Consider the following 15945-nt stretch of genomic DNA (forward strand, 5'->3'; position numbering starts at 1 on the left):
TCTGTCTATCTGAAGTAGGTCCGGACCATTGTCACGGCTACCTCGGGGTTCTACGCTCGCACGGTTCCACTCATGAACTGCGTTCACGTATCTGATTGGAGTTGATCGGTGAGTAGAAGACCCCGGCTGAGTGTTCTGCTGGTGGCCGCGGCGACGCTGACAGCCCTGTTCGCCCCCTCCGCCTCCGCGCACACGGCCCCCGCCGTCCCCCGCACCGCCGTCCTCGACGGCACCCGCCTCCAGCAGACCAAGCTCCGTCTGGACCGCGGCGACCCTCAACTCCGGCGTGCGCTGAAGCAGTTGACGGCCCGTGCCGACAACTGGCTGGACCAGGGCCCCTGGACGGTCGTGGACAAGCCGAAGCCCGCCCCCGGAGGGGACGTTCACGAGTACCTGAGCCAGGCGCCCTACTGGTGGCCCACGAACACCCCGACCGCCGACAATCCGTGGGGCTGCCCGTACGTCCAGCGCGACGGGCAGCGCAACCCCGAGGTCTACACGGGGACCGACCGCCAGGACGTGGAGAAGGTCTTCGACTCGACGTACGACCTCGCGCTCGCCTGGTACTACACCGGCGACAGGCGGTACGCGCAGAAGGCCGACCAGGTCCTGCGCACCTGGTTCCTCGACCCGGCCACGAAGATGAACCCCAACCTGGACCACGCCCAGTTCATCCCGTGCAAGTACGACGGCCGTGCCATCGGCATCATCGACTTCTCCCAGTCGTACACCAGCGTCGTCGACGCCATCGCGATCCTCGGCACCGGCGCCCCCGGCTGGACGCGGAACGACCGTACGGCGATGGCCAGTTGGAACTCCGCATTCCTCGGCTGGCTGAAGAACAGCGCCTTCGGCAAGGAGGAGGGCGCCGCCGCGAACAACCACGGCACGTTCTACGACATGGAGTTGGCCGCCCTCGCCTACGCGACCGGTGACACTGCGCTCGCCCGCCGGACCGTGCTGGACGCGCGCGCCAAGCGCATCGACCCGCAGATCGCGGGCGACGGCAGCCAGCCGCAGGAGCTTGCGCGGACCCGGAGTTGGCACTACTCGACCTTCGACCTGGTCGCGTACACCCGGCTCGCGGCCATTGGCCGGCATGTGGGTGTGAACCTGTGGGCCTATCAAGGGCCGGACGGGCAGGGCCTGTTGAAGGCGGTGGACTATCTGCTGCCGGCCGCGACAGGGGCCGCCGCGTGGTCGCATCCGGAGCTGGAGTTCTACCGGTACGCGGCGAGTGACGTCGTCCACGCGGCGGCCGACGCGGGGGACAAGAAGGCGAAGGCCGCCGTACCGAAGCTGGAGGCGCCGCCCGGCGGTGATCTGTGGGCGCTGCGTCCGGCGGCCGAGCAGCTGGACTCGATCGCCGGGTGACCGCCCTCCGGTCACCGGCCTGACCAGGGCCTTCCTGACAGGGGCTCCTGAGCGGTTGCTTAGAATGGGGCGTCCCCACAGTCTCCACCGCCCCACCAGTACCGCTCGGGAGCCCCGCCGTGACCGTCGAATCCCCGCCCGCCACTGTCCTGTCGTACGGCCAACTCGTCGCCGTCACCGTGCACTTCGACGATCTCGACGCGCTCGGCATGCTGCACAACGCCCGCTACCCGCTCCTCGTCGAGCGCGCCTGGACCGAGCTGTGGCGGGAGCACGGGGTCCGCTTCGACGGCGACTGGGCGGCCGCCGGTGACGCCTGCAACGTGGTGAAGGAACTGCTGATCAGCTACGAGGCGCCGGTCACCAGGCCGGGGGCGTACGCCGTGCACCTGTGGCTGGACCGGCTGGGGACGACGGGGCTGACGTACGGCTTCCGGCTCTGCTCGGCGGACGGGGTGACGACGTACGCGACCGGCACCCGGGTGCTTGTCCTGCTGGACGCGGGGACGTTGCGGCCCGCGCCCTGGAGCGAGGGGTTCAGGGCCGTGGGCCGGACACTGCTGCGCTCGGCGGGCTGACCTTCGGGCGGTCGCGGTCCCCGGCGCGCAGCACGCCCGCGAAGACCACGAGGCCGCCCGCCAGCACTGTGACCAGGCAGAACGACACGACCAGGCTCGTCGCCTGCGCCACCCCGCCGATCAGGCTCGGCGCGACCAGGCCCGAGGTGTAGGTGATCGTCGCGACGCCCGCGATGGCCTGGCTCGGGTTGGGTCCGCTGCGGCCCGCCGCCGCGAAGCACAGCGGGACGACCACGGCGATGCCGAGACCGAGCAGCGCGAAGCCGATCATCGTCAGCGCCGGGTTCTCCGCGAGGACGATCAGCAGCCCGCCGAACACGGACAGCACCCCGCCCGCGCGGACCGTGCGCACCGAACCGAAGCGGTTCACCACCCCGTCGCCGACCAGCCGGGCCACCGCCATCGTCAGCATGAAGCCCGTCGTCGAGGCCGCCGCGAGCCCGGCCGACGTACCCAACTGGTCCTTCAGGAACACCGCGGACCAGTCCAGGCTCGCCCCCTCCGCGAAGACCGCGCAGAAGCCGACCGCGCCGATGAGCAGCGCGGACTTGGGCGGCAGCGTGAACCGGGGCGGCGCCTCCTCCTTCTCGCCCGGGGGGATGTCGAGCACCCAGTGGCACGCGGTCACGCCGAGCGCGGTGAGGATCACGGCGGCGATGAGGTGGTGCACGCGGGCGTCCGAGCCGAGGTGCGCGGCGAGGGTGCCGCCCGCCGAACCGATCAGGGCACCCGCGCTCCACATGCCGTGCAGACTCGACATGATCGACTTGTCGAGGAGGCGCTCGATCTCGACGCCGAGCGCGTTCATCGCGACGTCGGCCATGCCCGCGCTCGCGCCGTACGTGAACATCGCCAGGCACAGGGTGACCAGGTTCGGCGCGAGGGACGGCAGGATCAGGGACATCGTCCACATGGCGATCAGCCCGCGCAGGGCCGTGCGGCTGCCGAAGCGGTGGGTGATCCAGCCGGCCAGCGGCATCGAGCAGGAGGCGCCGAACGCCCCGAAGGCCAGGGCGAATCCGAGCCAGCCTGCGGCGACGTGCGCGTGCTCCTGGATCCACGGCACGCGGGTCGCGAACGAGCCGGTGACCGCGCCGTGCACGGCGAAGACGGCCGCCACGGCGTACCGGGCACGCTTCGCCTCGTGTCGGTCGTAGACCACTTCGCTCATTGTCCCGCCCCTCCTGCTGATCAAGTCCCCGCCGACTGCCGCCGTCAAAGTTCCTGCTCGCGCGTTCTCGTCCCGCTCGCGCCGGGTAAACTATCAGGAACCCTGCCTGATAGATAGCGAAATACCGGCCGCCCGCCGCACCCCCTCGATCTGGGAGGATTCCCGGCATGCCCGCATCCCCGAGCACCGCCCGGGCCATCAACGACCGGCTCGCCCTGCGTCTGCTCCAGCGCGAAGGCCCGCTGACGGCAGGGCAGTTGAAGCAGCTCACCGGTCTCTCCCGGCCGACCGTCGCCGACCTCGTCGAACGCCTCACGGCCTCCGGGCTGATCGAGATGGTCGGCGAATCCGGGGAGCAACGGCGCGGTCCGAACGCCCGGTTGTACGGAATCGTCGGCGACCGCGCGTACCTGGCCGCGCTGGACGTCCGGCTGGAGGGCGTCTCCGTGCTCGTCTCCGACCTGGTGGGCCGGGTGCTCGCGGAGGCGTCGGTGCCGATCGACGGCGGCTCGGGCACGGGCCCGGCGGTCGAGCAGGCCGTAGCCCTGGTCGAACGCGCGGCGAAGGAGGCGGGCGCGGAACATCTCCACACGGTGTGCGTCGGCGCCCCCGGCCTCATCGACCCGGCCACCGGCGAACTCCGCGACACCACCGGCCTCCCCGCCTGGCACCGCCGCCTGGTCGCCGCCCTGCACGAACGCCTCCCCGACACCCGCATCGTCGTCGAGAACGAGACCAACCTCGCGGCGCTGGCCGAACAGCGTGACGGCGCGGCCCACGACCGGGACACGTTCGTGCTGCTGTGGCTGGGGATGGGGATCGGTGCGGCGGTGGTGTTGGACGGGGCGTTGCGCAGGGGGGCGTCGGGGGGTGCGGGCGAGCTCGGATTCCTCCCGGTGCCGGGGACGCGGGGGCTGCCTTCGTCGACGGACTGCGAGGGGGGTTTCCACTCGCTGGCGGGGGCGGGGGCTGTGCTTGAACTTGCCTGGGAGTGTGGGGTGTTGGGAGCTGAAAGTGTAGAGGGGAGCGGTGCGGCGGAGGTCGTGCGGCGGGGGGGCGCGGGGGGGGGGGGGGGGGGGGGGGGGGGCGGGGGGGGGGCGGGGGGAGCTCCCGCCTCCCCTTCCGCCGCCCGGTTCCTGGACGCCCTCGCCGACCGTCTCGCCCTCGGTGTCGCTTCAGTCGTCGCGCTGCTGGACCCCGGGTGTGTGGTCCTCGGCGGTGAGGTCGGGCAGGCGGGCGGTGACGAACTCGCCGTACGGGTCGCGGAGCGGATCGTCCGGATGTCCCCGTTGCCCGCCGAGGTGCGGCCAAGTGTCCTCGGGGGCGCCGCCGTGCTGCGCGGGGCGCTGCTGACGGCACAGGACGGCGCGCAGGGCGAGCTGTTCGGATAGCCGTCCGGGTGCGTGGTCGCACCTGGCCTGAGTGGCCCGGCGGTGGGCAAGGGCCGTCGTCACCACCGCCGGACCGGTCCAGGGGTGTCCCCTCCGGAGATCCGAAAAGGACTAGACCAGATGATCCAGCAGGTAGGGGCCGCTTGAGAAGTCCAGCGGCACTGTCTGTGAGCCAGCCCACACCCTTCGCCTGGATGGACCCTTGCCGGGCGTGGCACACTGGCCGTGTACCAGAAGCAGCGCACTCCGGGGTCGGTGAAAGTCCGAACCGGCGGTTATAGTCCGCGACCCGTCCGCTTCCAGCGGCCGGTTGACCAGGTGGAATTCCTGGACCGACGGTTAAAGTCCGGATGGGAGGCAGTGCGCGGCGGGCGGGCATTCGTGCGCGCCGCCGTATCGGCTCGTCCTGTGTGGACGGGTTCTGTCCGGCGTCGTTCCCGGTGCTTCCGTTCCGTTACATTCTGTCGTCTTCGACAGGCCCCGGAGTCCGTGCCCTATGAGGCAGGAGGACCCGGGAAGTGTTCACCGGAATCGTCGAAGAGCTGGGTGAGGTCACCGCCGTCGAGAGTCTCGACGACGCCTCCCGCTTTCGTCTGCGCGGCCCCATCGTCACCGAGGGCGCGAAGCACGGCGACTCCATCGCCGTGAACGGCGTCTGTCTCACCGTCGTCGAGCACGAGGGTGACGAGTTCACCGCCGACGTCATGGCCGAGACCCTGAACCGCTCCAGCCTCGGCGTTCTCGCCGTAGGCTCCCGCGTCAACCTCGAACGCCCCATGGCCCTCGGCGCCCGCCTCGGCGGCCACATCGTGCAGGGGCACGTCGACGGCACCGGCGAGGTCATCGAGCGCAAGCCGTCCGAGAACTGGGAGATCGTCAAGATCTCGCTCCCGGCCGACCTCACGCGCTACGTCGTCGAGAAGGGCTCCATCACCGTCGACGGCATCAGCCTCACCGTCGTCGACGCGGGCCCGGACTACTTCACCGTCAGCCTCATCCCCACCACCCTCGGCCTGACCACGCTCGGCCTCAAGCAGCCCGGCGACCCGGTCAACCTCGAGGTCGACGTCATCGCCAAGTACGTGGAGCGGCTGATGGGCGCGCGCGAGGTGACCCCGTGAACTGGCTCAACTCCGAGGCCTTCGTCCTGTTCGGCCAGCACATCAAGTGGTCGGACATGATCGGCAACGTCATCGGACTGATCGGCCTCGCCTTCGGCTGGCGGCGCTCGATCTGGAGCTGGCCCACCCAGTTCGTCTCCGGCGTGATCCTCTTCGCCGCGTTCGCCACCGCCCACCTCTCCGGCAGCGCCGGCAAGCAGGTCGTCGTCATGGTCGTCGCGGTCTACGGCTGGTGGCAGTGGAACCGCGGCAAGGGCGGCACGGCCGACGGCCACATCACCCCCCGCTTCGCCACCTGGCGCGAACGCGCGATCCTGGCCGCCTCCGCCGCCGTAGGGACCGTAGCGGTCGCGGCTCTCTTCAAGGCGTACCCGTCCCTCTCCTGGGACCCGTGGCCCGACGCCTACATCTTCGTCGGCACCGTCGTCGCGATGTACGCGCAGGCCCGCGGCATGGTCGAGTTCTGGTTCGCCTGGCTCCTCGTCGACCTCGTCGGCGTCCCCCTCAACTTCGCCAACGGCTTCGCGTTCTCCGGCTTCGTCTACGTCATCTACGGCGCACTCGTCCTGTGGGGCATGCGCGACTGGTGGCTGCGCTCCCGCAAGACCCCGCAGCCCGTCCTGGAAGGAGCGCCGGCATGACAGCGGCACCGATCCTGTACAGCACCGACGGTTTCGAGGACTTCTCCCTCGACCCGGTCGAGCAGGCCATCGCCGACATCGCGGCGGGCCGCCCGATCGTGGTCGTCGACGACGAGGACCGCGAGAACGAGGGCGACCTCGTGATCGCCGCCGAGAAGGCGACCCCCGAGATCATCGCGTTCATGATGAGCGAGTGCCGCGGCCTGATCTGCGCCCCCATGGAGGGCGACGAACTGGACCGGCTCCGGCTCCCGCAGATGGTCGAGGACAACACCGAGTCGATGAAAACCGCGTTCACCGTGTCCGTGGACGCCGCGCCCGTTCACGGTGTGACCACCGGTATCTCGGCCTCCGACCGGGCGACCACGCTTCAGGTCCTGGCGAGCGGCAGCGCCCAGGCCGACGACCTCGTCCGCCCCGGCCACATCTTCCCGCTGCGCGCCCGCACCGGCGGCGTGCTGGTCCGCAACGGCCACACCGAGGCCGCAGTCGACCTCGCGCGCCTCGCGGGCCTGCGCCCGGCCGGCGCGATCGTCGAGATCGCGGGCGAGGACGGCCGTATGCTCCGCCTCCCCGAACTGATCCCCTTCGCCCGCAAGCACGGCCTGACGATCATCTCCATCGAGGACCTGATCACCTACCGCCAGGCCGCCGAGCCCACCGTCCGCCGCGAGGCCGAGGTCCAACTCCCCACCCGCCACGGCCAGTTCACGGCCTACGGCTACCGCTCCACTGTCGACGGAGTGGAGCACGTCGCCCTCGTCCACGGCGAGATCGGCGACGGCGAGGACGTCCTCGTCCGCGTCCACTCCGAGTGCCTCACCGGCGACGTCTTCCACTCCCTGCGCTGCGACTGCGGCCCCCAGCTGGAGGCCTCCCTGGAGCGCATCCAGGAGGAGGGCAGGGGAGTGGTGGTCTACCTGCGCGGCCACGAGGGACGCGGCATCGGCCTCCTGTCCAAGCTCCGGGCGTACGAACTCCAGGAGCGCGGCCGGGACACCCTCGACGCCAACCTGGAACTCGGCCTGCCCGCCGACGCCCGGGACTACGGCGCCGGCGCGCAGATCCTGGAGGACCTCGGCGTCCACAGCCTGCGCCTGATGACCAACAACCCCGACAAGACCGACGCGCTCGTCCGGCACGGCCTCAAGGTCGCCGGCCGGGAGCCGATGCCCGTGACCGCGGGCGAGCACAACCTCCGCTACCTGCGCACCAAGCGGGACCGGATGGGCCACGACCTGCCCTGGCTGGACGCGGCCCCCGTGTCCACCTGCGGCAACCAGTAAGAGCAACCAGTAAGACACCTTCAGAAGTCACCGAGGAGACCAGAGAACGTGAGCGGCAAGGGCGCACCCGAACTGTCCGTACGCAACGTCGGAGACCTGCGGGTCGCCGTCATCGCGGCGCAGTGGCACGAAAAGGTGATGGACGGTCTCGTGGACGGCGCCCTGCGCGCCCTGCACGACCTGGGGATCGACGAGCCGACCCTCCTGAGGGTCCCCGGCAGCTGGGAACTCCCGGTCGTGGCAAAGGTGTTGGCGGGCCGGGGCTACGACGCGATCGTCGCCCTCGGTGTCGTCATCCGCGGTGGCACCCCGCACTTCGAGTACGTGTGCCAGGGCGTGGTCCAGGGCCTCACCCAGGTCTCGGTCGAGACCGGCGTCCCCGTCGGCATGGGCGTGCTGACCTGCGACACCGAGGAGCAGGCCCTCGACCGGGCGGGCCTGGAGGGCTCGAACGAGGACAAGGGACACGAGGCGGTGACGGCCGCGGTGGCGACGGCGGCCACGCTCCGCTCAGTATCTGAACCGTGGCGTTAAGCCCACGATTGTTTGCAATAGGGTGGGCAGCACCATGTCCAATAAGACGTTCGAGGAGCTCTTCACCGAGCTCCAGCAGAAGGCCGCCACCGGCGACCCCGCCACTTCCCGCACCGCAGAGCTGGTCGGCAAGGGCGTCCATGCCATCGGCAAGAAGGTCGTAGAAGAGGCCGCCGAGGTCTGGATGGCCGCCGAGTACGAGGGCAAGGAGGCGGCCGCCGAGGAGATCTCGCAGCTGCTCTACCACGTCCAGGTGATGATGGTCGCCCGCGGAATCTCGCTGGACGACGTCTACGCCCACCTGTAAAACCCTTTTCAGACACTTCACCCCTTTTCACGCGAAGGAAGCCGACCTCATGCTGCGCATCGCCGTCCCCAACAAGGGTTCCCTGTCAGGACCTGCGGCGGACATGCTGCATGAGGCCGGCTACCAGCAGCGCCGGGAGTCCAAGGAGCTGCGGATCGTCGACCCGGTCAACGAGGTGGAGTTCTTCTACCTCCGCCCCCGCGACATCGCGATCTACGTCTCCTCCGGCCGCCTCGACATCGGCATCACCGGCCGCGACCTGCTGATCGACTCCGGCGCGAGCGCCGAGCCGATCCTCCCGCTCGGCTTCGCCCGCTCCACGTTCCGCTTCGCCTCCAAGCCGGGCGCCGCGAACACCCTCGCGGACCTCAAGGGCAAGACGGTCGCCACCTCGTACGAGGGCATCGTCGCCAAGTACCTCGCGGACAACGGCGTCGACGCCTCCGTCGTCCACCTCGACGGCGCCGTCGAGACCGCCATCGAACTCGGTGTCGCCGAAGTCATCGCGGACGTCGTCGAGACCGGAACGTCCTTGCGCAACGCGGGACTTGAGGTCTTCGGCGACCCGATCATGAAGTCCGAGGCCGTCGTCATCCGCCGCACGGGCGGCGAGACCGACGACACCGCCGAGCCCAAGGTCCAGCAGTTCCTGCGCCGCCTCCAGGGCGTCCTGGTCGCCCGGACGTACGTGATGATGGACTACGACTGCCGGGTCGAGCAGCTGGAGAAGGCCGTCGCGCTCACCCCCGGCCTGGAGTCCCCGACCGTCTCCCCGCTGCACAACGAGGGCTGGGTCGCCGTCCGCGCGATGGTCCCCGCCAAGGAGGCGCAGCGGATCATGGACGACCTGTACGACATCGGCGCCCGGGCCATCCTGACGACGGCCATCCACGCCTGCCGTCTCTGAGGAACACGCCGACCATGTCTCAACTGCCCGCCCTGCCGGTCACGTTCCGGCCGGGCCGCACCCGTGCCGTGCTGCTCACCGCGGGCATCGCGATCTTCGTCGTCATCACGACCGTCGCGATGCTCCTGGAGCAGCTCACCCCGGGGGAGAAGCTCAGCTTCGTCTTCACCGGTGCCCTTCTCTTCGCCGTACTGGCCATGCTCGCCCGGGTGAAGGTCGTCGCCGACGAGTCCGGTGTCACCGTCGTGAACATCGTGAGCAGGCGCCGGCTGGCCTGGGCCGAGATCCTCCAGGTGAACCTTCGGCCCGGCGACCCCTGGGTGTTCCTCAACCTCAGCGACGGCACCAGCCTGCCCGTCCTCGGCATCCAGCCCGGTATCGCCAAGGCACGGGCCATCGCCGACGCGCGCACTCTGCGGGCGCTCGCCGAGGACCGGTCGCTGAGGGATCTGCCGTAGAGGGCCATGTCTTGATTAATCTGTTGTCGGTGGCGTTTTTCGTTCTCGCCTCCGCCACCGATGTTCCCCCCTGTCTTCTGAGGCCCCCTGCGACCCGAGGAGTGACTCCCTCCAGCGATGGACGGATCGTCCTGTAGTACCTGCGCCGCCCCCTCCCGACATATCGAGGCGGCGGCATGACCATCCCCTTGTTGCTCCTCGGAGCGGCGATGCTGCTGATTCTGGCCAACGGATTCTTCGTCGCGGCCGAGTTCGGACTCGTCACCGTGGAGCGTCCCGAGGCCGAGAAGGCCGCCGCCGAGGGCGACCGACGGGCCGCCACGGTCGTCGAGTCGCTCAAGGAGCTGTCCTTCCAGCTCTCCGGCACCCAGCTCGGCATCACCATCACCTCCCTGGTCGTCGGGATGCTCGCCGAACCGGCCCTGGCGGAGCTGCTGCACGGCCCGTTCAGCGCGATCGGCATCCCCGAGGGCGCCGTCTCCGGCGTCGCCGTGGTCGTCGGCATGCTGCTGGCCTCCGCCGTGCAGATGGTGATCGGCGAACTCGTGCCCAAGAACTGGGCGGTGTCGCGGCCGCTCCAGGTCGCGCGCTTCGTCGCCGCACCGCAGCACGCCTTCGCGAAGCTGTTCCGCCCGGTGATCGCCGCGCTGAACACCGTCGCCAACAAGCTCGTCCGCGCACTCGGCGTCGAGCCCACCGAGGAGCTGGCCTCGGCCCGCACCCCCGGCGAACTCGTCTCCCTGGCCCGGCACTCGGCGCAGGCCGGCACGCTGGAGCAGGACACCGCCGATCTCTTCGTACGGACGCTGTCACTGGGCGAGTTGACCGCGCAGCACGTCATGACCCCGCGCGTGAAGGTCAGCGCGCTGCAGTCGTCGGCGACCGCCGAGGACGTGGTCAACCTGACCCGTGCCACGGGTCTGTCCCGCTTCCCCGTCTACCGCGAGAAGATCGACGAGATCGTCGGCATGGTCCACCTCAAGGACGCGCTGGCCGTGCCCGCGCACGACCGCCTGCGCACCTCCGTCACCACCATCGCCAAGTCCCCGCTCCTGGTCCCCGAGACCCTGCCCGTCCAGCCCCTCCTCGCCCGGCTGCGCAGCGAACAGCCGATCGCCGTCGTCGTCGACGAGTACGGCGGTACGGCCGGGGTGGTCACCCTGGAGGACATCGTCGAGGAACTCGTCGGCGAGGTCCGCGACGAGCACGACGGCCAGGACGTCCCCGAACTCGCCGCCGCGCCACCGGAGGACGGCAAGCCCGCGTGGGACGCCGACGGCAGCTGCCGGGTCGACATCCTCCAGCGCATAGGCCTCGACGTGCCCGAGGGACCGTACGAGACGGTGGCCGGACTGGTCGCCGACCTCCTCGGCCGCATCCCGGCCCCCGGCGACAAGGCCGAACTCCCCGGCTGGCGCCTGTCGGTCCGCCAGGTGGGCCACTACCGCGCCGAACGGGTCCGCCTGGTCCGCACGGTTCCCCCGGTGAACGTCATGGAGGCGGCCCGATGACCGTCCTCCAACTCCTCTTCGCCGTCCTGCTGGTGCTCGCCAACGGCTTCTTCGTCGGCGCCGAGTTCGCCCTCGTCTCCGTCCGCCGCAGCCAGATCGAACCCCTCGGCACGGCCCGCGCCCGACAGGTCCTCTACGGCCTGGAACGGCTGCCGCAGATGATGGCGGCGGCCCAATTCGGCATCACCGTCTGCTCGTTGACGCTGGGCGCGGTCGCCGAACCGACGGTCGCGCACGTCCTGGAGCCGGTCTTCGAGTGGATGCGTCTGCCCGAGGGCATGATCCACCCCCTCGGCTACATCCTCGCGCTCGCCGCGGTCGTCTTCTTCCACCTCGTCATCGGCGAGATGGTCCCGAAGAACCTCGCGATGGCCGCGCCGGAGAAGGCCGCGATGTGGCTCAGTCCCGGCCTGGTCGCTTTCGCCCGCGTGTGCAGGCCGATCACCGTGGCCCTCGGCGCCGTCGCCCAGGGCATCCTGCGGCTCTTCCACGTCGAGCCCAAGGACGAGGTCGAGGCCGTCTTCACCAGCGAACAGCTCAACCGCCTGGTGGAGGACTCCGGGCAGGCCGGCCTCCTGGACCCCGAGGAGCAGGAACGCCTGGAGGACGCCCTGGAGTTGGGTTCCCGCCCGGTCACCGACGTGCTTCTGCGCCGCGAGGACCTGGTGACGGTCAGCCCCTCGGTCACCCCGGGCGAGATCGTCGCCCTCACGGCCCGCACCGGCTACTCCCGCTTCCCGGTCGCCGCGGAGACCGGCGCCTTCATGGGCTACCTCCACGTCAAGGACGTCCTGGACCTGGAGGAGTCCGAGCGGGCGGTGCCGCAGCAGATCTGGCGCCCCATGACGACGCTGCGGGCCGAACTCCCCCTGGACGACGCCCTGACGGTGATGCGCCGGGCGGCGACCCACCTGGCCCAGGTCGCCGACGGCTCCGGCAAGGTGCTCGGCCTGGTCGCCCTGGAGGACGTCCTGGAACTCCTGGTGGGCGAGGTGACGGACCCGGCCCACCGGGAGGTACCGGCACCGGCACAGCCACGGACGGCGGAACTCAAGCAGGCGGTGCCTGGCTGAGAACCGTGACGTCAGCCGCTTGTCGATCACTCGGCCCGGCCGGCCGAACAGGGTCCCCGCCCTGGGCATCTCCTGTGTGCCTCGGCGCTCCCCGCGGATAGGGTGGGCGGTGATCGACAGGACGGGCTGGGCGAGGGCGGCGGACGGCGTGGGCGGTGCCGAGGAGAGCGGGAACACGGGCACCGGGCGCCCGACGTCACGGGACGTCGCCCGGATCGCCGGTGTGTCCCACACCGCGGTGTCCTTCGTGTTCAACGGCCGCGCCGACGGCAACCTCTCGCCCGCCACCCAGGAACGCATCCGGCAGGCCGCGGCCCAGCTGGGCTACCGGCCCGACCCGGTGGCCCGCGGGCTGCGCCGTCGCCGTACGGCCGTGATCGGGCTGGTCACCGACGAGATCGCGTCCTCGCCGTTCGCCGGCCGGCTGCTGCGCGGGGCCATGGAGACCGCCTGGGACAGCGACCATCTCGTCCTCACCGTGGACTCCGGCGGTGACCCGGCCAAGGAGGACGCGGCCGTCGCGGAACTGCTCAACCGGCGCGTGGACGGCATCATCTACGCGGCCATGTCACTGCGCCGGGTACGCGTCCCCGAGGGCCTGCACCGCACCCACTCCGTGCTGGCCAACTGCCTGCCCGAGGACGACTCCCTGCCCGCCGTGGTCCCCGCCGAGCGCGCCGGTGGCCGTACGGCGGCCAGGCTGCTGCTCGCCGCGGGCCACCGCCGGCTCGCCGTGATCGGCGGTCTGGACGACATCGCCTCGGTGGAACGCACCCGCGGCTTCCGGGACGCGCTGCGCGCCGAGGGCGTCACCGTGCCCACCGAGTGGATCGTGCGCGGCGGCGGGGAGATCTCCGCGGGGTACGCGGGCGCGCTGCGCCTGCTCGACGGGGTCGAGCCGGGCCGTCGTCCCACCGGCGTCCTGTGCTACAACGACCGGGTCGCGGCGGGCGTCCTGCACGCCGCGACCCGGCTCGGGATCGACGTGCCCGCCGATCTGTCGGTGGTCGGCTACGACGACCAGGAGCACATGGCCGCGTTCCTCACCCCACCGCTCACCTCCATCGCGCTGCCACACCGGGCCATGGGCGAGACGGCGGCCCGACTACTCCTGGACGCCATCGAAGCCGGCCCCACCCCGCCCGCGACGGTGCGGCGCCTGGCCTGCCCTGTGGTCAGCCGTGGTTCTGTGGGACCGGTGCCCATCCGCTGATCTGGGCGTCGGGTCCGTCGACGAGTGGTTCGGCGATGTCGCTGGGGTGCCGGTGGACGCCATCGATGCCCCAGCCCCACGCCGCCCGCGACCGTGCGGCGGCTGGCCTGCCCGGTGGTCAGTCGTGCTTCCGTGGGTCCGGCGCCCACCCGGTGACCCGCGCACCCGGTCCGTCGACGACCAGCTCCGCGATGTCGTCGGGGCGCCGGTAGACGCGCTCGGTGACCATCGCCCTGTCCGCGACGAAGAGTTCGAGGAGCGAGCCGTCGACGAGCAGCCGGAGGGTGAGTTCCGGCGCCTTCGGTACCTGCACGGTGATCGGGGCGGAGCCCTCCCTGCCGGTCCGGGGCCAGGCGCCCCGGTCGAGGACGACGGTCCCCGCGCCGGGGTCCGCCCGGATGGTCAACTCCCGGCCCGCCGCGTCCCTGAGCAGGCTCACCGTGGTCGGTTCGCACGCGGTGACCGTCAGGTCGTAGGCCTGTGGAAGTGGAACGCGGCCCGGCGCGGTGACGAACGGCTCGGCCGGGCGCAGCAGTTGGAGCTCCGGGGCCGGACTCACCCGCAGTGAACCGTCGGGGTGGACGTCGACCTTCCGGGGCGCGGTGAGGACGCCCGCCCATCCGGCCCGGTCCACCTCCTCCTGCGGGCGGGCCTCCCACGACCAGCCCCACAACAGTGCGCGGTCCGGCTCCTGGAGCACGGCGGGGGCGTAGAAGTCCCGGCCCTGGTCGAGTCGGCCGCCGGTGCGCGGCACGAACCTCAACTCGCCCTGGCTGTCCGCCTGTAGACGGCCCGTCAGGTATGCGGTGGAGCAGGGGTCTCCGTCCCACAGGGACACCAGGAGTACGTGGTCGCCGCCCGCCGTCCGGTACAGGTGCGGGCACTCCCAGCCCACCGACTTGTCGCCGAACGCGTCGGTGGCCACCGGGTTCCTGCCGTCCAGCAGCACTCCGGCGAACCGCCAGTCGGTCAGGTCGTCGCAGTCGTAGAGCAGGACCGACGGGGTGCCGTCGGCGTGCCCGGCGCCGACGAGGGCCCAACGCCGGTCCGCGTGGCGGAAGATGAACGGGTCGCGGAACATCACCACGTCCAGTCCCGGTGGTGGTCCTGTCACCACCGGTGTCGGCAGCGGCTTCCACTCGGTCAGCCGGTCGTCGTCCGGGTCCGCCGCCCGGGCCAGGCAGATGGTGCCGAGTCCGGTGTGGGAATGGTCAACTCCCGTGTACACGGCGGTCGGTGTGCCCGCGTCGTCGGTCACGCAGCCCGACCAGCAGCCGGCCTCGTCGGGGCCGCCGGGCGTCGGGGTGAGCGCGATCGGGTGGTGGTCCCAGTGCGCGAGGTCGGTGCTGGAGGCGTGGCCCCAGTGGACGTTCGCGTGCACCGGTGCGTCGGGGTTGTGCTGGTAGAAGAGGTGGTAGCGGTCCCGCCAACGGAACGGCCCATTGGGGTCGTTGATCCAGTTGGCGGGCGGACGGACCCTGAAACGCGGCGCGTTGGGGTCATTGCTCAACGGTTGACTCCTGCGGAGGTGATGCCCTCGCGGAGAGGGCGCTGGCCGACGGCGAACACGGCGACGGCGGGGAGCATCGAGAGCACGACTCCGGCCAGGACCACCGAGATGGACCCGGTGCCGAGGTTGCCCTGGAGGGAGACCAGGCCCAGCGGAAGCGTGTAGTTCTGGCTGGAGGTCTCCAGGATCAGCGGGCGGAAGAACTCGTTCCAGTGGTAGTTGAAGGCCAGTACGCCGACGATCGCCAGGCCGGGTGTGGCCAGCGGCGCGTACACCGAGCGGAAGATCCGCCAGGTCCCCGCGCCGTCCAGCATGGCCGCCTCGCCCAGGTCCTTCGGCATACCGAGGAAGTACTGGCGCATCAGGAAGGTGCCGAAGGCGGTCGGGAAGGCCGGGATGATCAGGCCGAGGAGCGTGTCGGTGAGGCCCATCGTCTTCAGCACCAGGAACACCGGCACGATGGTGACCTGCAACGGCACCATCATGGTCGCCAGGACCAGGCCGAAGAGCGGCCTCTTGAAACGGAACTCCAGGCGCGCGAAGGCGTATCCGGCCAGGCCCGCCGTGATCATCTGGCCGACGGCGACCAGTGCCGTCACCAGCGTGGAGTTCAGGGCGAGCAGCCACACGTCGATCTGCTGGAAGACCCCGTGGTAGGCCGCGGTCGTCGGGTGCGTCGGGATGATCTGCGGGGGCAGGTCGAAGGACTCGGCCGGGGTGCGCAGCGAGGTGGCGACGGTCCAGATGACCGGGCCCAGCGTCAGCAGGGCGCACACGGTCAGCGCGGCGATCCGGGTCCAGGGGGCGAGTGAGTAGCGGACGCGGCTCAGGGTCGGGGTCGCTTTCAGGGTCGGGGTTGCTTGGCTCATG

The 15945-nt window shown here is 70.8% G+C and carries 16 protein-coding genes and 1 riboswitch; of the genes, 13 read left to right on the forward strand and 3 right to left on the reverse strand.

Going from position 1 to position 15945, the window contains the following annotated elements; translation table 11 throughout:
- Positions 1–108 precede the first annotated feature (108 nt).
- Together OO69_RS21365 and OO69_RS21370 are read left to right on the forward strand one after the other, a co-directional pair.
- Positions 109–1374 carry an alginate lyase family protein gene (locus OO69_RS21365; protein WP_033282327.1) on the forward strand — a complete coding sequence of 422 codons (1266 nt, stop codon included), beginning with the start codon at positions 109–111 and terminating at the stop codon, positions 1372–1374.
- A 119-nt stretch (positions 1375–1493) separates the two neighbouring features.
- Positions 1494–1952, forward strand: a complete 459-nt coding sequence (locus tag OO69_RS21370; protein ID WP_033282328.1) for an acyl-CoA thioesterase — start codon at positions 1494–1496, stop codon at positions 1950–1952.
- On the opposite strand, the gene OO69_RS21375 is transcribed toward OO69_RS21370, so the two are convergent.
- On the reverse strand, positions 1912–3123 hold the full coding sequence (locus OO69_RS21375; protein ID WP_033282329.1) for an MFS transporter: 1212 nt from the start codon (positions 3121–3123) through the stop codon (positions 1912–1914). The two genes, OO69_RS21370 and OO69_RS21375, sit on opposite strands and share 41 nt — an antisense overlap.
- A gap of 167 nt (positions 3124–3290) precedes the next feature.
- Between OO69_RS21375 and OO69_RS21380 the strand changes: the two genes are divergently transcribed.
- The 11 genes from OO69_RS21380 (at position 3291) to OO69_RS21430 (ending at position 13565) form a co-directional block, all read left to right on the forward strand.
- Positions 3291–4514, forward strand: a complete 1224-nt coding sequence (locus OO69_RS21380; RefSeq protein WP_033282330.1) for an ROK family transcriptional regulator — start codon at positions 3291–3293, stop codon at positions 4512–4514.
- Positions 4515–4751: 237 nt separating this feature from the next.
- Positions 4752–4882, forward strand: a riboswitch (FMN riboswitch).
- 150 nt (positions 4883–5032) lie between these two features.
- Complete coding sequence (locus tag OO69_RS21385) at positions 5033–5635, forward strand: riboflavin synthase (RefSeq protein ID WP_033282331.1); 603 nt, start codon at positions 5033–5035, stop codon at positions 5633–5635.
- Positions 5632–6276, forward strand: coding sequence for a nicotinamide mononucleotide transporter family protein (locus OO69_RS21390; RefSeq protein WP_033282332.1), 645 nt, complete (start codon positions 5632–5634; stop codon positions 6274–6276). The genes OO69_RS21385 and OO69_RS21390 overlap by 4 nt, the downstream gene beginning before the upstream one ends.
- Complete coding sequence (locus tag OO69_RS21395) at positions 6273–7562, forward strand: bifunctional 3,4-dihydroxy-2-butanone-4-phosphate synthase/GTP cyclohydrolase II (protein ID WP_033282333.1); 1290 nt, start codon at positions 6273–6275, stop codon at positions 7560–7562. The genes OO69_RS21390 and OO69_RS21395 overlap by 4 nt, the downstream gene beginning before the upstream one ends.
- A gap of 48 nt (positions 7563–7610) precedes the next feature.
- A complete protein-coding gene (gene ribH / locus OO69_RS21400) occupies positions 7611–8096 on the forward strand; it encodes a 6,7-dimethyl-8-ribityllumazine synthase (protein ID WP_019059681.1) in 486 nt (161 codons plus the stop codon).
- 34 nt (positions 8097–8130) lie between these two features.
- Positions 8131–8403 carry a phosphoribosyl-ATP diphosphatase gene (locus OO69_RS21405; protein WP_018534786.1) on the forward strand — a complete coding sequence of 91 codons (273 nt, stop codon included), beginning with the start codon at positions 8131–8133 and terminating at the stop codon, positions 8401–8403.
- Positions 8404–8452: 49 nt separating this feature from the next.
- Positions 8453–9310 (forward strand): ATP phosphoribosyltransferase, encoded by an 858-nt coding sequence (gene hisG / locus OO69_RS21410; protein ID WP_033282334.1) that lies wholly within the window; start codon positions 8453–8455, stop codon positions 9308–9310.
- A gap of 14 nt (positions 9311–9324) precedes the next feature.
- Entirely contained in the window at positions 9325–9768 is a 444-nt protein-coding gene (locus OO69_RS21415; protein ID WP_033282335.1) for a PH domain-containing protein, read from the forward strand.
- A 176-nt stretch (positions 9769–9944) separates the two neighbouring features.
- Positions 9945–11279, forward strand: a complete 1335-nt coding sequence (locus tag OO69_RS21420) for a hemolysin family protein (RefSeq protein WP_033282336.1) — start codon at positions 9945–9947, stop codon at positions 11277–11279.
- Positions 11276–12352 carry a hemolysin family protein gene (locus OO69_RS21425; protein ID WP_033282337.1) on the forward strand — a complete coding sequence of 359 codons (1077 nt, stop codon included), beginning with the start codon at positions 11276–11278 and terminating at the stop codon, positions 12350–12352. The genes OO69_RS21420 and OO69_RS21425 overlap by 4 nt, the downstream gene beginning before the upstream one ends.
- 148 nt (positions 12353–12500) lie before the next feature.
- Positions 12501–13565, forward strand: a complete 1065-nt coding sequence (locus OO69_RS21430) for a LacI family DNA-binding transcriptional regulator (RefSeq protein WP_199810997.1) — start codon at positions 12501–12503, stop codon at positions 13563–13565.
- A gap of 118 nt (positions 13566–13683) precedes the next feature.
- Here OO69_RS21430 and OO69_RS21435 read toward each other — a convergent pair whose 3' ends face one another.
- Together OO69_RS21435 and OO69_RS21440 are read right to left on the reverse strand one after the other, a co-directional pair.
- The gene (locus tag OO69_RS21435; RefSeq protein ID WP_033282339.1) at positions 13684–15075 is read right to left on the reverse strand and encodes a glycoside hydrolase family 32 protein; all 1392 of its coding nucleotides are present in this window, start codon (positions 15073–15075) and stop codon (positions 13684–13686) included.
- A complete protein-coding gene (locus OO69_RS21440; RefSeq protein ID WP_033282340.1) occupies positions 15072–15944 on the reverse strand; it encodes a carbohydrate ABC transporter permease in 873 nt (290 codons plus the stop codon). Before OO69_RS21440 ends, OO69_RS21435 begins: the two co-directional genes overlap by 4 nt.
- Position 15945 lies beyond the last annotated feature (1 nt).

It is taken from the genome of Streptomyces sp. NRRL F-525, assembly GCF_000716605.1.
GTDB lineage: Bacteria > Actinomycetota > Actinomycetes > Streptomycetales > Streptomycetaceae > Streptomyces.